This is a genomic window from Nocardia sp. NPDC004151, from assembly GCF_042874235.1.
Lineage (GTDB): Bacteria > Actinomycetota > Actinomycetes > Mycobacteriales > Mycobacteriaceae > Nocardia.
Genome location: NZ_JBIAMR010000005.1, coordinates 32,908 through 48,530, shown reverse-complemented (window position 1 = coordinate 48,530; position 15,623 = coordinate 32,908). Strand labels below are relative to the sequence as shown.

The following is a 15,623-nucleotide window of genomic DNA, read 5'->3' as shown; positions in this document are numbered from 1 at the left end:
TCGGCCATGCAACCGAATCCGGGGCACATTCTCAGCGTCGCCGAGATCGACCGCGACATCGCCGAACGGGCCCGCGAGATCGAGATCATCGCCGCGACCCTGGTGGAACTGGACAAGCATCCCGGTCTGGTCCTGTTGCGGCGATTCCCGCCCACCGGGGTGACCGAGCAGCGCTGGGGTCCGGCCCGCGCGGCCCTGGAACTGCTGTGGGAGGACTTCGGCCGCCTGGGCACGGTGCTGGATCGCGCGCGGTCCGCGCGGGCCCGCCGGCGACTGGACGCCCTCGACCGCGAGGAGCTGACCCGGCTGCTGCGCGGGCAGCCGATCGAGCTGGCGCGCACCGCGATTCCCATGTCGCAGCGCGCGCTGGGCGGGCCGCGCGAGCAGGTCCAGCTGATCGGGATCGCCGAGCTGCTCGAGCGCATGCACGCGGCCTTCCCGGTCGTGGTGCGGGTGCTCGAAGCCGTGGAGGCGGTCAACGACCGGGTGATGTCCGAGGTCGCGCCGCTGCGCGCGGAGCTGGACCGGGTCGGCTCAACCATGCCGCAATTGCGGTCGCTGGCAGTCGATCTCGACGAACTGTCGGTGCAGGTCGCCACCGATCCCCTCGCGCTGGCGCCGGACGCCCTGGACCGCCGGTTGACCGAGCTGTCGCGCCGCATGCGCGAGGCCGCGGCCGTCCTGGCCGATCTGCGGGCCATGTCCGCGGACTGGGACACCGCGGTCGAACGCGTGCGGACGCTGATCGACGTGCTGCGCAAGACCTGTGAGCGCGCCGACCACGCGCGCGCCGAAGTGGAGAGCATCATCCTGGCCGCGCCACTGCCCCGTCACGCCGACGACAGTTCCGTCTACAGCGCGGAATTGACCGCGCTCGACGCCGAGCAGCCCACCCCGGCCGCGCTGTGGGAGCTGCGCCAGCGCATCGCCGCCGCCCTCGACACCGCGACCCACAACGAGCAACTGGCACAGGGGCTGCTCGACCGGCGAATGGAACTGAAGGGACGCTTCAGCTCCTATCGCGCCAAGGCCGCGCGCCTGGGGGTCAGCGAGGAACAGGATGTGCTGGCCTCGAGTCGCATCGCCGCCGGACTGCTGGCGCGCCGGCCCTGCGACCTGGCCGCGGTCACCCGCGCCATCACGGACTACCGCCAGCTCATCGCGCAGAAATCGGGGAGGCGATCATGAACTGCACCGAGCCCGGCTGCACCGGGACCATCGAGGACGGATACTGCACCGTCTGCGGCACCGCCCCGAGCCCGGGGGCGGCCATGGAGAGTGGCATGGGCGGATCCAGCGTTGCGGGAGGTTCGGGGGCCGCGGCGAGAACCTCGGCCCGGGGCGCTGCGGGCTCGGCGCCCGGGGGCAGCCCGACCGGCGCCCCCGCCACCGGCGCGGGCGGCGCGGCGTCGGACCGCTGCACCGAACCCGGTTGCACGGGAACGATTCTCGACGGCTACTGCGATGTCTGCGGCAGCGCGCCCGCTCCGGTCTCGGCGCTGACCACCACCGCGCAGGCCGGTAACGCGACCACCGGCACCGGATCCACGGCGACCAGCCGGGCCTCCCGCAGCGGGCGCTCGGTCCGCACCGGCCGCTCCGGTTCGTCCGGCGCGAGCCGCGGCCGCCTCGGCGCGGGCATGGTGAAGGTCCCCTCGGTCCCCCGCCGCGATCCCACCGAAGCGGTTCTCGCTGACCCGGAAGTGCCCGAGCACCACCGTGATTGCGGCAAATGCGGCCGCCCGGTCGGCCGCAGCCGCAATGGCGAGCCGGGCCGCGCCGAGGGCTTCTGCGCGCACTGCGGCACCCGCTTCTCCTTCACCCCCAAGCTGTCGAGCGCCGATCTGGTCGGCGGCCAGTACCAGGTGCTGGGCCCGCTCGCGCACGGCGGCCTGGGCTGGATCTACCTGGCGGTGGACCACAAGGTCGACAACCGCCCGGTGGTGCTCAAGGGCCTGCTCAATACCGGTGACGCCGACGCCATGCGGGCGGCGGTGGCCGAGAAGCGGTTCCTCGCGCAGGTCGATCACCCGAACATCGTGCGGATCTACAACTTCGCCGAGGACACCGGCCCCGACGGCAAGCCGGTCGGCTACATCGTCATGGAGTACGTGGGCGGCAAGTCGCTCAAGCAGATCCTGCGCGAGCAGCGCACCGCCGATCAGCAGTATCTGCGACCCGCGCGCGCCATCGCCTACATCCTGGAGATGCTGCCCGCCCTGGAGTACCTGCACGATCGCGGCCTGGCCTACTGCGATTTCAAGCCCGACAACGTGATGCAGACCGAGGAGCAGCTCAAGCTCATCGACCTGGGCGCGGTGATCGGCCTGCACGATCAGACCGAAACCATCTACGGCACACCGGGTTACCAGGCCCAGGAGATCGCGCAGACCGGTCCGACGGTGGCGTCGGAGGTGTACACGGTGGGCCGCACGCTGGCGGCGTTGATCATGCGGATCCCGCCGGTGAACAACGAGCTGGGCCCGCTGCCCGGCCCGGACGCCGAACCGCTGATGGCCCGCCACGAGTCGCTGTACCGATTCCTGCTGCGCGCCACCGACATCGACCCCGACGCGCGGTTCACCTCCATGACCGAGATGGGCGATCAGCTCACCGGCGTGCTGCGCGAGGTGTTGGCTCGCGACGACGGGCGGCCCCGGCCGGGGTTGTCCACCCGGTTCGGCCCGCCGCGCGGAGTGTTCGGCGTCGGTGACCAGTTGCCCGACGACCCGCGCGACATCATCGCCGCGCTACCGGTCCCGCTGATCGATCCGGGCGACAGCGGCGCCGCCCTGCTCGCCTCGACCAGCGCGGTCACCCCCGAGGACCTGGAGCGTGAGATCAACGCGGGCCTCCAGTCGGTGGTCACCGGCCAGGCCGAGTCGGTCGAGATCCCGCTCCGATTGATCCGCGCCGCACTGGAATTCGGTGACGCCGACGACGCCCTGCGCCGCCTCGACGAGGTGGAGTCCACGCTCGCCGGGGACTGGCGGCTGACCTGGTTCGCGGGTCAGGCCCGCCTGCTGCAACGCGATTGGGCCGCCGCCACCGCCGAATTCGACGCCCTCTACAGCGCGCTGCCGGGTGAGGCCGCCCCGAAGCTGGCCCTGGCCGTCACCGCCGAGCTGCTGGCCGCCGACGGCGCCACCGCCGACGCGGCCCGCGCGGAAACCTATTACGACCTGGTGTGGCGTACCGACCGCACCTTCACCAGCGCGGCCTTCGGCGCTGCCCGCTCACGCCGCGCGGCCGGTGACAACCCGGGCGCGGTCGCGGTGCTGGATCAGGTCGACGCCGCTTCGGCGGTGCACACCGAAGCGGGTGTCACCGCCGTCGAGACCTTGCTGGCCGTGAACGATCCCGCCGAGCTCACCGAACAACTCATGCGCGACGCTGGGGCCCGGATCGGCAAGCTGACCCTGGACTCGAAACGCCGTGCCGCACAGGCCCGGCTGCGAGTCCTGGACGCGGCGCTGCGCTGGCTGCGCCTGGGCAGGGTGCCCACCGACCACTCCCCGCTGCTGGGGGTGGCGCTCGATCAACAAGGGGTACGGACCGGTTTGGAACGCTGCTATCGCGATCTCGCGCACGAGACCGACGACATGTGGGAGCGCATCGCCCTGGTGGAACAGGCCAATGCCGTGCGCCCGAGGACGCTGCTGTGACGGCCCGCTGCCCGAGCTGCGGCACCTTCGCCGCGGACACCGACCGCTTCTGCGAGGCGTGCGGGAGCAAACTGGGGGTCCGGCTGATCGCACTGCCGCCCAAGGAGTTCCGGCCCGGTTCCGGCTCCACGGTGCCGGTCGCCCACGCGGCCCGCACCGCGCGCCGCGAGGGCGGGGACGGCACCGGCTTCGCGGCGGGTCCCGCGCCCGACTGCCACGGCTGCGGGGGCACGGCATTCGATCCGGACGGCTACTGCGCCAGTTGCGGTGAGCTGGGCCCGGAGCGCGATCGCTTCGAAGCGGATCTGGGCGCGGCGTGCTTGGTGACCGACCGTGGTCTGCTGCATGCCCGCAACGAGGACGCGGTCGCCGCGGCCGTGCTCGACAGCTCGTCACCGGATCGTCCCGCCACCGCGGTGATCGCGGTCTGCGACGGGGTGTCCACCTCCGAGGATCCGCAGGCCGCCTCCGGCGCGGCGGTCCGCGCGGGCCTGGACGCCACCCTGGCCGCACTCGCGGCCGACCGGTCCGCCGAGGAGTGCGCCCTGGCCGGGCTCACCGCCGCCGCCGACGCGGTCACGGCCGTGGGCACCCCGGACGGCAAGTCCCCGTCGTGCACCTATGTCTCGGCGATCGTGCAGTTCCAGCCCGACGGCGGCGCGGCCGTCACCGTCGCGAATGTCGGTGACAGCCGGGCCTATTGGCTGCGCCCGGGCGACGACTCCGAACGCCTCACCGTCGACGACACCCTGGCCCAGGCCATGGTGGACAACGGCCTGCTGGACGCGGCCACCGCCATGGACGGCCCGCACGCGCACGTGCTCACCCGCTGGCTCGGCGCCGATTCCGAGCACCAGTGGTCCCCCAGCTGCGTGCGCACCCTGCGCACCAGCGAACCCGGCGTCCTGTTGCTGTGCAGCGACGGCCTGTGGAACTACCTTCCCGAGGCGGCGGCCCTGTCCCGCTTCACCGGCTCGCAGCCCGCCCTGCTCGCGGCGCGCGCCCTGGTGGAGCACGCGCTCGGCGCGGGCGGCAAGGACAACATCACCGTCGCGCTCGTCCCCGTCCCGTCCCTAGCACCGTCAGGAGACACCCCGTGACTTCCGCTGAGAACCAAGGCCTTTCGGTCGCCGTCGACCAGAACGAATTCCTCGCCGAGGGTGCGCGCACGGTCGACGCCATCGTGACCGTGGAGGCCACCGACGATCTGGTGGTGTCGGTGGCGCCCGCGCCCCGGGTCGAGATCCTGATCATCGACACCTCCGGCTCGATGGGCGGCGCGGGCAAGTTCGCGGGCGCGCGCCAGGCCACCCTGGCCGCCCTGGACGTCATGCCCGACGGCACCCGGTTCGCGATCGTGGAGGGCACCGACAAGGCGCAGGTGGTGTTCCCGCACAGCGGCGCGTCCGCGGTGGCGAGCCGGCAGGAGCGCGCCAATGCCCGTCGCGCCCTGGACAAGCTGTCCCCGCACGGAGGCACCGCCATCGGCACCTGGCTGGGCCTGTCGCGGCTGATCGCCAAGCAGCACCCGGGCGCGATGGTGCACGCGATCCTGCTCACCGACGGCCGCAACGAGCACGAGACGCCGGAGCGGCTGGCCGAGGAGATCCAGTTGTCGACGGGCGTCTTCACCTGCGACTGCCGCGGCGTCGGCGCGGACTGGGAGCCGAACGAGCTGCGCGCCATCGCCTCCGCGCTGCACGGCACCGTCGACATCGTGAAGACCGCGGACCAGCTGGCCCAGGATTTCGCGGCCATGATGGAAACCTCCATGGAGAAGGCGATTCCGGAGCTCACGCTGCGGGTGTGGACGCCGGTGGGCGCGCGGATCGCGTTCATCAAGCAGGTCGCGCCGTTCATCGAGGACCTCACCGCGCGCCGGGTCGAGGCGGGTCCGCAGATCGGCGAGTACGCGCTGGGTTCGTGGGGCGCGGAGGATCGCGACTACCACGTGCAGCTCGACGTCGAGCCCGCCGCGGCCGGTCGGGAGAAGCTGACGGCGCGGGTGAGCGTGCTGGCCGACGGCGAGATCCTCGGGCAGGGTCTGGTCAAGGCGGCCTGGACCACCGACACCGACAAGTCGGCGATCATCAGCCGCCGTGTCGCCCACTACACCGGCCAGGCCGAACTGGCCCAGACCGTGCAGGAGGGCCTGGCCGCGCGCAAGCAGGGCGACTTCGCCACGGCCACCGCCAAACTCCAGCGCGCGTACCACCTGGCCACCGAGTCCGGCAATGAGAACACCGCCAAGTTGCTGCTCAGCGTGGTCGATGTGGTCGACGAGCGCACCGGCACCATCCGGCTGCGCAACAAGGTCAATCCCGCCGACGAGATGGCCCTCGACGTGCGTTCCACGAAGACGGCCCGCGTCCGCAAGGAGCCGTGATGGCGTTCTGCACCGACGGGCACGAGACCACCGCGAGCGACTACTGCGACACCTGTGGTGCGCCGGTCGGGGACGGGTCGGCCACCGCCGCACCGCCTCCGGCGCTGTGCCCGTCCTGCGGGGTGCCCGCGGAGGGACGGTTCTGTGAGAACTGCGGGCACGATTCGGCACTGCCGCCGCCACCAACCGCGCCGACCGCGACGGGCGGGCACGAGCAGTCGGCGGGGACGGTCGGGGAGCCCGAGGGGTCGACCGCTCAGACCGAGGGCGAGACCCGGGAGAACCCGAACGGCGGGCCGGTCTGGGTGGCAACGGTGACCGCCGATCCGGGGCACTACGCGCGCATGCAGGCCCAGAAGGGTCCGGACCTGGACCGGGTCGACTTCCCCGACTACTACCCCGATCGCCGAATCCCGTTGCGGGGGCCCAATATCCTGATCGGGAAGCGCAGTGTCTCGCAGGGGGTGCACCCGGATATCGATCTGTCGGTCGCGCCCGCCGATATCGCGGTGTCGCGGTCGCACGCGATCCTCCACATCAGTGGCGGCACCCTGACCGTCACCGATCTCGGGTCCACCAACGGCACCTGCATCAACGAGAGCCCGACCCCGATCGCGCCCAAGACCGCCATCCCCCTGCGGGACGGCGATCGCATCCATGTGGGCGGCTGGACGACCATCACCCTGAGCACGGAACAAGACTGACCCGGCCGATTCGGGCAATTCGGTGATCTTGGACCGTTGTCCAGGTTAGGCTCCCCGCTCTATGAGCTTGACGCGCCGAGACTTCGCCCGCACCACCCTGGCCGCCGTCGCCGGCACGGTCGCCACCGGCCTGACCGGTGCTGCGGCCCAGGCGATTCCGCACGCCCGGACCGTGGCGGCGGCGCCGCAGGCGTGGATGTCGGCGCTGGCCGACACCACGCCGCTACCGCGCCTGACCATTCCCGGCACCCACGACTCCTGCGCCACCGATCCGGCCAACGGCACCGAATGGTCCCACACCCAGAACTGGTCGCTGCCCGACCAGTTCGCGCACGGCATCCGCTTCCTCGACATGCGCTGCAACGGTCTGCAGGACCACACCGCCGACTCCTTCGGCGTCTACCACAGCGGCTTCTACCAGGGCATCACCTTCGACACCGTGCTCGATCAGTGCCGGACCTTCCTGGCCCGCAATCCGGGCGAGGTCCTGATCATGCGGGTCAAGAAGGAGGACGGCACCAACAACGACGTGGGCTCGAACTTCGAGCGCATCTTCAACGGCTACCTGGACGCCAAGGGCTACCGCTCGCTGTTCTGGCTGGAGAACCGCTTCCCCGCACTGGGTGAGGCGCGCGGCCGGATCGTGCTCATCGCACAGTTCGCGAACTCCCTGGGCTGTCTGCAGTGGCCCGGCGGCGACAACGGCGTGTTCAGCACCGATCGGATCTACCTGCAGGACCGGTACAAGAACAAGGGCCTGGCCGGACTGGATTCGGGCTCCTCGAACTTCGGCTCGTCGGGCGGCGACAAATTCGATTACGTCCGCGACTGTTTCGACAAGGCCGCCGCCGATCCCGCCAACACCGTCGAGTACATCAACTTCACCAGTTTCGCCGACAACGCCTGGCCCAAGGACAATGCCGCGGCCATCATGCCGAAGATCGACGCCTACCTCACCGCGCACCGCGGCCAGGCCGCGCACTACGGCATCGTGCCCATGGACTTCCCCGACCGCTACCCGTCGGTTGTCACCCAGTTGATCGAAAAGAACTTCGCCTGAGGCGATCTCGCCGGCGGTCGCCACCGCGGCCACTGTGGTGGCCGTGGTGGCGGCGGATCTCCGATCCCGCAATCGATCTCAGCGCCGTAGCAGCGTCCAGAACATCCAGATCCCCGCGCCCAGCGCGAAGGCGACGACCAGCGCCATGCCGACCAGCGGGGCGAAGGTGGCGAGGTCGGCCGGACCGCCCGTGGTCGCCTGGATCAGGAATCCGGCGGCCACGGGCCCGATGAGCAGCAGCCCGATGAAGGTCAGCAGCAGGGCGGCGATACCCAGGGATGGCAACTTACCAGCATTCTTCATCTGTCCTCGAATCCATGTCTCGTGAGATGCATTCGAACAAGATCAACGTTAACAGTTTCTGCATGTCAGAATGGTCACCGAAACGCAAAGGTCACCTCGACCGACGTCTGGCGACAGCCGGTGCGACCTCGGGTGACATCCGAGTCCGACATTCCGCTACCTTTCAGCAAATCAACCTCGCATTATCAGCGCTGCGCACGCAGCGTGCGATGGAGAATAGTGCGCAATTCCCGCGCTTGGCCGGCGCCCCCGGAACCGGCCAATTCCCCGGGCAGCCGGTGCAATTGCCGCAGGGTCCGGCTGGAGTGCGTCTCGGAGGCGATCGCGAGCGCGGGCCGGGCCGCCGCCTCCAGCGCCTGATCGGCCGCACCGGTCCGCGCCTGCGCCACCGCCAGCAGCGCCAGACCCCGCCCCAGATCGCGGCGATCCTCGATCTGCCACAGCGGCAGCGCTTTCAGCAAGGTCTCCACCGCCGCTTCCGGCTTGCCCAGGTGCACCCAGCTGTTCGCGGCTTCCATGCGAATGAATTCCGGTGTGCAATAGCCGGCCAGATCACCATCCCCCGCGGCGGGATCGGCGGTGGCCTCCCACGCCTGGCCGATGGCCCGATCGGATTCGCTTCCCGCCTTTCGCAGCGCGTGCCCGTGCGCCAATTGCAGCGCCAGTGTGCGCAGCCGGGGCAGCTCGGCGGAATTGCGCAGCGCCGCCCGCGCCAATTCGATCGCGATCGCGGGATTGCCGGATTCGGCGGCGACGCCACAGGGACGGTTCCAGCCGCGGCAGCCGCTCGCGGCCCCGGTCACAGGGGCCGCACAGCTCGCCGGTGTTGTGGCGTGCCAGGCGGCCACCGCAGCGGATACACGACTTCGCACCTGAACTCACCCGCATCCCACCTACCTGCCGAATCGCGACGATCGAACGGATGGCGCGTACCCGAGCAACCATTCGATGCTATCGGACCGTTCGGACACCCAGATCAATTGGCGCGGAGAGGATTATCGGCTGTGAGTGCACAGGAATAGATCAGAGGCGACCGGCGGCGTCGAGCCACTTTTCCGGCTCCGACCTCGTGTCGATTATTCCGATGCCGGACAAAACGGGGGTCAAGCTGACACTCCGCAACCCATCAGCAGCCACCCAGCAATCTAATGGTCATCGATACCGACAACGAGTGACACGCCAGCGACGACGCATGACATACGATCGGCGACAGGCCGTTACGCCGAGAAGCTACCCAGCGGCACACTCACCGGCGGATTCGCCGCCGGGCGCACGGACAGCACGTGGTCGCGGTATTCGCGGGGAGTCAGACCGGTCTCGGCACGGAACACGCGATAGAAGTTGCGGTCGCCGGTGAAGCCGCAGGCGTCGGCGATGGCCGCGATCGTGCGGTCGGGGGCCGCGACCAGCAGTTCGCGGGCGCGCTCGACGCGCATGCGGCGCAGCAGCATCATGGGGCCGCCGTCGATATCGGCGAAGAGCCGGAACAACTTGCGCCGCGAGAGTCCGCAGGCGACGGCGATCCGGTCGGGCGTCAGCTCCGGGTTGCCCAGGTGCGCCGTCAGGAAGGCGATCACCTGCTGGCGTAGGAGGGCGTTCGTGGCCGATTCGTCGGGCAGCTGGTCGCTGCCCAGGGCCAGTCCGGCCGCGAGCAGCCCGATGCCGGAGTTCAACAGGGCCGTAGTGCCCAGGGCCTCGGGCGACAGGTGCACCAGCCGCCGGAAGAAGTCGATCACCAAGGCTTCGTGCCCGATCGGCTGCAACCTTCTGGCCAGCGGGAATTCGTCGTCACGCAAGCCCGCGGCGCTCAGCAGCAGGTCGCGCCGGACCCGGATCACGATGCCCTCGTACTCGGTGGTGATCGCCTCCTGCGGCCGCTCGCCGTCGACCAGGACCATGGTGCCCACCGGGGAGCGCAGGTAGGTTGCGCCGCAACGGACGTCACAGACGCCGGCGGTGGTCAGCCAGGCCAGCGCGTGCGGCTCGTCGGAGGCGGCGATGTGGCGGTGGGTGCGGCGCACGAGGGTGTCCGAATTCGCCACTCGGGCAATCGATATCGGCTCGGAGCGCACGCAGGGATCGAGTACGCCGTGGAACGGTCCGTCCGAGAGCGGTTCCATCGAGCATTTCATCATCGATTCGCTCAGGATGGACGCCCAGAGATCGAACGCTTCCTTCGCGGACGCCCCGGCGGTCGAGATGCGCGGGCCACCCACCGTCACGTCGTAGGCATTCATGGGGCAATCGTGCCAGCTACCCTCGCACTGCCGGGCCGACCCGGTAAACGAACCGAATGGTTTTGTGCGGCTATCGAAGTAGATTGACCAGTTGCCGGTAGGCGGCGCGGGTCGGCGGGGCCAGCCGCCGCCAGGTGACAGGGCCGCCCGAGCCCAGGTGCGTGTCGTAGGGAATCTCGGCGACCGCGCGGACCACATCGCCCAGATACTTGCGCACGTGCTCGGTGACCAGCGGCCCGTCCTTGGGGTGCTGGCGGGTGACCACGATGACCGCGTCGGCCAGGTGGTACTGGCTGTAGTTGTCGTCGAGCCAGATCAGCGCCGGTTTGAGCCGGTTCACCGCATCGGGGCGGGCAGCCAGGGTGATCACCAGCGAGATGCGCGAATCGCTCAGCAACGGCGCGACCACGCGGCTGGTGACCGGCGCGCCACCGTCGTACACGGGCAGGCATCCCGCCTCGACCAGGTCGCGGTGGACCGAGGAGTAGGTCTCGCGACGGGGCAGCGCTTCGGGCCCGCGCGGCAGAACGCCTACGCCGGAGCTGTTTTCGCCGCAGCTGTCGATGACCGTTGACGGCAGGCTGCGGTGCGCCATGTTCAGCCAGGACTGGACCGTGCCGGCGGCGTCGATGGTGTCGCACCCGCGCGCGGCGAGGTCACCGCCGGTGGTGGTGGCGTCCACGACCACCGGTGAGTGCTCGCCGTAGTCGTAGGCGGCCGCGCCCGCGATGCCGAGCGCGGTGGTGGTCGCGCCGGAGCCGCCGGAGCTGCCCAGCACGAGCACGGGCGGCAGGTCGGCCCACAGCAGGTAGCCGTTGCTCGGATGCATGCGCACCATGTCGGTCGGCCCTCCGGGCGGGGCCGGACGCAACAGCAGGGACAGGTCGGTGGGTGTGGAGGAAAGGGCCGAGGGATGATCCGGGAAGTTTTCGGACATCGCTAGATTCCTTTGGTGCGAGCGGCAGTCGATACTGCGGAATCCGTGTGGTCACCACGTCGCGCGCAGCCGGCCCCTGCGTCTCGCCATCAACGCCCCCACCGCGTCGACGAGCTGCCCCTGCGCTTCGACATTTTCGAAGCCTGAAGTCGATTTCCCCCGATACCCCCTACCGCCCTGAAGTCGATCAAGAGTGCAAAAAGGGTTGCTGTGCAGCCCCTTTCGATTCGCCAGATATTACATGATCTTGTCAACAATGCATCCCGACCGATAGCCCTTCGGAATCGCCGGCACTCAGTGTCAGAGGTCCGGCCGCGAACGGCCGGACCTCTGGGGTGGATGCGTGTTTTCAGCCGATGTCGGCGGTGAGCGGCAGCGCGGTCACCGAGGTGCCGACGTGCAGGGTGAAGGAACCAGGTTCGACAGCCCAGCCGTCGGCGGTCCAGTGCTCGAACGCGCGTCTCGGCAATTCGATGGTGGCACTGACGGATTCACCGGCGCCCGCCTCGATCACCGCGAATCCGGCGAGCCAGCGCACCGGGCGATCGACGGCGCTGTCCGCACGCGACAGGTACGCCTGCACGACCTGACGACCGGCGCGCGCCCCGGTGTTGCGGACGGTGACGGTGGCGGTGCGGCCGGATACGGTCAGCTCGTCGAGCTCCCAGGTGGTGTAGCCCAGGCCGTGGCCGAATGGATAAGCCGGGGCCACACCGGATTTCAGCCACGCCCGATACCCGATGTGAATGCCCTCGGAGTACGGCAGCGCGTTGTCCGGCCCGGGCTTGGTGTCCAGCACCGGGACATCGGCCATCGTCACGGGCCATGTGGTCGGCAGGCGGCCGCCGGGTTCGGCGGCCCCGGTCAGCACGTCGGCCAGCGCCGCACCGAATTCCTGTCCGGGGAACCAGGTGAGCAGGACCGCGGCCACATCGTCGCGCCACGGCATCTCCACGGGGGAACCGGAATTCACCACCACCACGGTGCGCGGGTTGGCCGCGGCGACGGCGGCGACCAGTTCGTCCTGGCGGCCGGGCAGGCGCAGCGTGGTGCGGTCGAAGCCCTCGGATTCGATCTGCTCGGTGGTGCCGACCACGACCACCGCGACATCGCTGGTGCGGGCCAGGTCGATGGCGGCGGCGAACTCGTCGTCGTCGGAGCGGCGCGGGCGGCCGACCGCGCAGGTGATGCCCATGGCGGGGAAGCCGCCGCCGGGCGCCATGCGCACCAGGATTTCGACCTCTTGCCCCTCGGCGAGAGTGCGGGTCACGAAGCGCTGCGGCGGATTCAGCAGCATCTCCACCGGATCGGCGCCGTCGGGCAGCACGGTCTCCTCGAGCACCTGCTCGCCGTCCAGCGCCAGGGTCAGCGCGCCCACGCCCGCGAAGCCGATGCGCCACTCCCCCGCCACGTCGGCGCGCAGCCGCCCGCGCAGCTCGATGGCCTTGGCCTGCACCGCGTTCGGGTTGCCGAACAGCATGAGGCTGCCCGCGGTGCGGTGTTCGACGCCGAGCACGGTGTCCTCGCCGAGGTACCGCAGCGACAGCCCGGGCTCGCCGGTCTCCGGATCGGTGACCAGGTCCAACGGGATCGGAATCATGCTCTCGCTCAGGTGGACGCCGGGGGTGTACACCACCGGCAGCACCTCGGAGAGCCCCTCCAGCGGGGAGGTGGTGTGCGCCGGGATCACGGTCGCGCTGCCGCCGCCCATGAACCGCGGTTCGGCGGCGGCGGAGCCGAGCAGCGCCACCCGGGCCGGCGCGCGCAGCGGCAGGGTGCCGTCATTGCTCGCCAGCACCATGGCCAGCGCGGCGGCCTCGCGCACCAGCTGCCGGGACCGCTCGTCGGTGAATGCCGGGACGGGCGTGGGGGTTCCGTTCAACGCGCCGACCCGTTCGGCGAAGCGCAGGATGCGCCGCACCTTGTCGTCGATCGCGGATTCGGGGACCCGGCCGTCGCGCACGGCCTGTTCCAGCGGCGCGCCCCACAGCTCCCAGGGGCCGGGCATGGCCAGATCGTTGCCCTTGGCCGCGCCGAGGGTCGAGCGCACGGCGGTCCAGTCCGAGACCACCACGCCGTCGAAACCCCACTCGCCCTTCAAAGGTTCGTCGAGCAGGTCGTTCTCGGTCATGGTGGTGCCGTTGACGGAGTTGTAGGCCGCCATCACCATCCACGCGCCCGCCTCCACGGACCGCTCGAACGGGTACAGGTACAGCTCACGCAGGGTGCGCTCGTCGGCGATGACGTCGGCGGTGAAGCGCTCGGTCTCGGAGTCGTTGGCGACGTAGTGCTTGGGGCACGCGCTCACCCCGTGCGCCTGCACCGCGCGCACGTAGGCGTCGGCCATCTCGGCGGTCAGCATCGGATCCTCGGAGAAGCATTCGAAATGCCGTCCACCGAGCGGGGATCGGTGCAGGTTGATGGTCGGGCCCAGCACCGCGTACACGTCCTTGCGGCGTGCCTCGGCGGCGATGAGCGCGCCGATGTCGGTGAGCAGGTCGCGGTCCCAGGTGGCGGCCAGGGCGGTGCCCGAGGGCAGGCTCACCGACGGGTCGCGCTCGTCCCAGTGCTCGCCGCGCACACCGGACGGGCCGTCGGAGACCGGCATGTCGGCCAGGCCGATGCTCTCGTCACCGGCGAAGCGGAAGAAGCCCGCGCCCGAGACGAGCCGGATCTTGGCGGGCAGATCGAGTTTCGCGAGCAGGTCGTCGATGGCGTCGGTCATGCTCGTTCCTTCCAGAAGGTCACCAGGTCCGCGCAGACCCGGTCGGGGACGTCCTCGTTGGGAACGTGACCGGAGCCGGGGTAGACGGCGGTCTTCGCGCCCAGCTGGGCGGCGAAGCGCGCGTGCACCTCGGGCGCCCACAGGTCATTGGTGTCGCCGTAGGCCACCAGCAGCGGCACGCCCGAATCCCGCAGCACGGCGGGATCTTTCACCGGCGGCTCGGCCATGCAGGTGAGGATGCCCACGATATTGGCCTGCTTCGTGCCCAGGATCCGCTCGCGCAGGAACTCCTGACGCTGCGGCGAGGGCTGCTGGTCGGCCTGCGCCATGACCGCGCTCATCTGCTGCCAGATCACCTCCTGCCCACCGGCTTCCACCAGCTGCGCGATCAGCAGCGGCGGCGGGAAGTTGATGTCCTCCACCGAGGACGGGCCCGAGGCGAGCAGGGTGAAGGTGCGGAACCGTTCGGGGCGTTCGATCACCGCGACGCGGGAGACGTAGCCGCCGAAGGAGTGCCCGACCAGATGGATGGGCTCGTCAGGCGATATCTGGTCGACCACGCTCTGGAGGTCGCCGACGAAATCGGCCAGGGTGTAGCCCGAGACCTCGTCGGGGCCCTCGGACTCCCACTGCCCGCGCTGGTCGTAGGCGACGGCCCGGTAGCCGGCGTCCGCCAGCAGCGGCAGCATCTCCTCGAAGTCCTCCTTCGAGCCGGTGAAGCCCGGCACCAGCAGCGCGGTGCCGCGGTATGCGGTCCCGGCGGGCGGCGCGGCTTCCCAGGCGGCCAGTTTTCCAGCGGCTCCCCGCAGTGTGAACGGCGTGATCAGGGCCTGACTCATCCGGCGATCCCTTCCCTCGTACTGCCTTGTACGGCTGGCCCCGAGTGTGCCAGCGGATGCCGCGTTTACCGAGTGGTCATTAGGTAACGTTACCGTTTCGTTACCATAGACGGGTTTTGCCTGCTCAACACACTTGACTAGTGTCCCACCACATGACGCCCCACCCCCGACGCCGCGGCCGGGGCGACGACCGCCGCGAGCAGATCATCGACGAGGCCCTGAAGGCCTTCGCCGACAACGGCTATCGCAGCACCTCCATCGCCGAGATCGCCGAACGCTGCGGCCTGTCCCAGCCCGGGGTCCTGCACTACTTCCCCAACAAGGCGGCGCTGCTGTCCGCGGTCCTCGATTACCGCGACCGCCTCGACTACGACCGGCTGGGCTTCGATCAGCAGCTGCGCGGCAAGGACGCCCTCGTGCGCCTCGCGCAGCTGGTGGATCACAACACGCACGTGCCGGGTCTGGTTCGACTGTTCACGGTTCTCACCAGCGAGGCCGTCACCGTCGATCATCCCGCGCACGGGTGGGCCCAGAACCGCTACCGGCGACTCCAGGACTATCTGGGCGCGGCGCTGGAGGCAGGGCAGGCCGACGGCAGCGTGCGCGCCGACATCGACCCCGCGGCGGTCGCCCGGCAGGTCTTCGCCATGATGGACGGCCTGCAACTGCAATGGCTGGTCGACCCGGACCGGGTCGACATGGCCACGCTCTTCCGCGCCTACATCGACGAGCTCATCGCCTGGATCTCGTAGGGGCGCAGACAAATC

Annotated in this window: 13 protein-coding genes; 7 read left to right on the top strand and 6 right to left on the bottom strand. The window is 70.1% G+C overall.

Translation table 11 applies throughout. The features are described 5' to 3' along the window. The first annotated feature begins 6 nt into the window (after positions 1-6). The 6 genes from ACFYTS_RS13575 (at position 7) to ACFYTS_RS13550 (ending at position 7,815) form a co-directional block, all read left to right on the top strand. On the top strand, positions 7-1,188 hold the full coding sequence (locus tag ACFYTS_RS13575) for a hypothetical protein (protein ID WP_387303940.1): 1,182 nt from the start codon (positions 7-9) through the stop codon (positions 1,186-1,188). Beyond that, positions 1,185-3,665, top strand: coding sequence for a tetratricopeptide repeat protein (locus ACFYTS_RS13570; protein ID WP_387303937.1), 2,481 nt, complete (start codon positions 1,185-1,187; stop codon positions 3,663-3,665). The genes ACFYTS_RS13575 and ACFYTS_RS13570 overlap by 4 nt, the downstream gene beginning before the upstream one ends. Beyond that, a complete protein-coding gene (locus tag ACFYTS_RS13565; RefSeq protein WP_387303934.1) occupies positions 3,662-4,765 on the top strand; it encodes a PP2C family serine/threonine-protein phosphatase in 1,104 nt (367 codons plus the stop codon). The genes ACFYTS_RS13570 and ACFYTS_RS13565 overlap by 4 nt, the downstream gene beginning before the upstream one ends. Beyond that, complete coding sequence (locus ACFYTS_RS13560) at positions 4,762-6,051, top strand: VWA domain-containing protein (RefSeq protein WP_387303932.1); 1,290 nt, start codon at positions 4,762-4,764, stop codon at positions 6,049-6,051. The genes ACFYTS_RS13565 and ACFYTS_RS13560 overlap by 4 nt, the downstream gene beginning before the upstream one ends. Beyond that, on the top strand, positions 6,051-6,755 hold the full coding sequence (locus tag ACFYTS_RS13555; protein WP_387303929.1) for an FHA domain-containing protein: 705 nt from the start codon (positions 6,051-6,053) through the stop codon (positions 6,753-6,755). The genes ACFYTS_RS13560 and ACFYTS_RS13555 overlap by 1 nt, the downstream gene beginning before the upstream one ends. Before the next feature lie 61 nt (positions 6,756-6,816). Next, on the top strand, positions 6,817-7,815 hold the full coding sequence (locus tag ACFYTS_RS13550; protein WP_357278020.1) for a phosphatidylinositol-specific phospholipase C: 999 nt from the start codon (positions 6,817-6,819) through the stop codon (positions 7,813-7,815). Between the two features lie 78 nt (positions 7,816-7,893). Here ACFYTS_RS13550 and ACFYTS_RS13545 read toward each other — a convergent pair whose 3' ends face one another. The 6 genes from ACFYTS_RS13545 to ACFYTS_RS13520 form a co-directional block, all read right to left on the bottom strand. Continuing rightward, positions 7,894-8,118, bottom strand: coding sequence for a hypothetical protein (locus tag ACFYTS_RS13545; RefSeq protein WP_387303926.1), 225 nt, complete (start codon positions 8,116-8,118; stop codon positions 7,894-7,896). A gap of 185 nt (positions 8,119-8,303) precedes the next feature. Continuing rightward, positions 8,304-8,921 carry a hypothetical protein gene (locus ACFYTS_RS13540; protein ID WP_387303924.1) on the bottom strand — a complete coding sequence of 206 codons (618 nt, stop codon included), beginning with the start codon at positions 8,919-8,921 and terminating at the stop codon, positions 8,304-8,306. A 414-nt stretch (positions 8,922-9,335) separates the two neighbouring features. After that, complete coding sequence (locus ACFYTS_RS13535; RefSeq protein WP_387303922.1) at positions 9,336-10,355, bottom strand: AraC family transcriptional regulator; 1,020 nt, start codon at positions 10,353-10,355, stop codon at positions 9,336-9,338. A 70-nt stretch (positions 10,356-10,425) separates the two neighbouring features. Beyond that, on the bottom strand, positions 10,426-11,292 hold the full coding sequence (locus ACFYTS_RS13530) for a hypothetical protein (RefSeq protein WP_357278028.1): 867 nt from the start codon (positions 11,290-11,292) through the stop codon (positions 10,426-10,428). Positions 11,293-11,641: 349 nt separating this feature from the next. Next, on the bottom strand, positions 11,642-14,017 hold the full coding sequence (locus ACFYTS_RS13525; protein WP_357278030.1) for a glycoside hydrolase family 3 C-terminal domain-containing protein: 2,376 nt from the start codon (positions 14,015-14,017) through the stop codon (positions 11,642-11,644). Further along, positions 14,014-14,856 carry an alpha/beta fold hydrolase gene (locus ACFYTS_RS13520; RefSeq protein ID WP_387303919.1) on the bottom strand — a complete coding sequence of 281 codons (843 nt, stop codon included), beginning with the start codon at positions 14,854-14,856 and terminating at the stop codon, positions 14,014-14,016. Before ACFYTS_RS13520 ends, ACFYTS_RS13525 begins: the two co-directional genes overlap by 4 nt. 152 nt (positions 14,857-15,008) lie before the next feature. Between ACFYTS_RS13520 and ACFYTS_RS13515 the strand changes: the two genes are divergently transcribed. Further along, positions 15,009-15,608 carry a TetR/AcrR family transcriptional regulator gene (locus ACFYTS_RS13515; RefSeq protein ID WP_357084294.1) on the top strand — a complete coding sequence of 200 codons (600 nt, stop codon included), beginning with the start codon at positions 15,009-15,011 and terminating at the stop codon, positions 15,606-15,608. The last annotated feature ends 15 nt before the right edge of the window (positions 15,609-15,623 follow it).

Bases quoted from the DNA above. Each gene is read 5' to 3' on its own strand.
- ACFYTS_RS13575 (WP_387303940.1), top strand. From the start codon at position 7: ATGCAACCGAATCCGGGGCACATTCTCAGCGTCGCCGAGATCGACCGC.
- ACFYTS_RS13570 (WP_387303937.1), top strand. From the start codon at position 1,185: ATGAACTGCACCGAGCCCGGCTGCACCGGGACCATCGAGGACGGATAC.
- ACFYTS_RS13555 (WP_387303929.1), top strand. From the start codon at position 6,051: ATGGCGTTCTGCACCGACGGGCACGAGACCACCGCGAGCGACTACTGC.
- ACFYTS_RS13550 (WP_357278020.1), top strand. From the start codon at position 6,817: ATGAGCTTGACGCGCCGAGACTTCGCCCGCACCACCCTGGCCGCCGTC.
- ACFYTS_RS13545 (WP_387303926.1), bottom strand. From the start codon at position 8,118: ATGAAGAATGCTGGTAAGTTGCCATCCCTGGGTATCGCCGCCCTGCTG.
- ACFYTS_RS13535 (WP_387303922.1), bottom strand. From the start codon at position 10,355: ATGAATGCCTACGACGTGACGGTGGGTGGCCCGCGCATCTCGACCGCC.
- ACFYTS_RS13530 (WP_357278028.1), bottom strand. From the start codon at position 11,292: ATGTCCGAAAACTTCCCGGATCATCCCTCGGCCCTTTCCTCCACACCC.
- ACFYTS_RS13525 (WP_357278030.1), bottom strand. From the start codon at position 14,017: ATGACCGACGCCATCGACGACCTGCTCGCGAAACTCGATCTGCCCGCC.
- ACFYTS_RS13520 (WP_387303919.1), bottom strand. From the start codon at position 14,856: ATGAGTCAGGCCCTGATCACGCCGTTCACACTGCGGGGAGCCGCTGGA.
- ACFYTS_RS13515 (WP_357084294.1), top strand. From the start codon at position 15,009: ATGACGCCCCACCCCCGACGCCGCGGCCGGGGCGACGACCGCCGCGAG.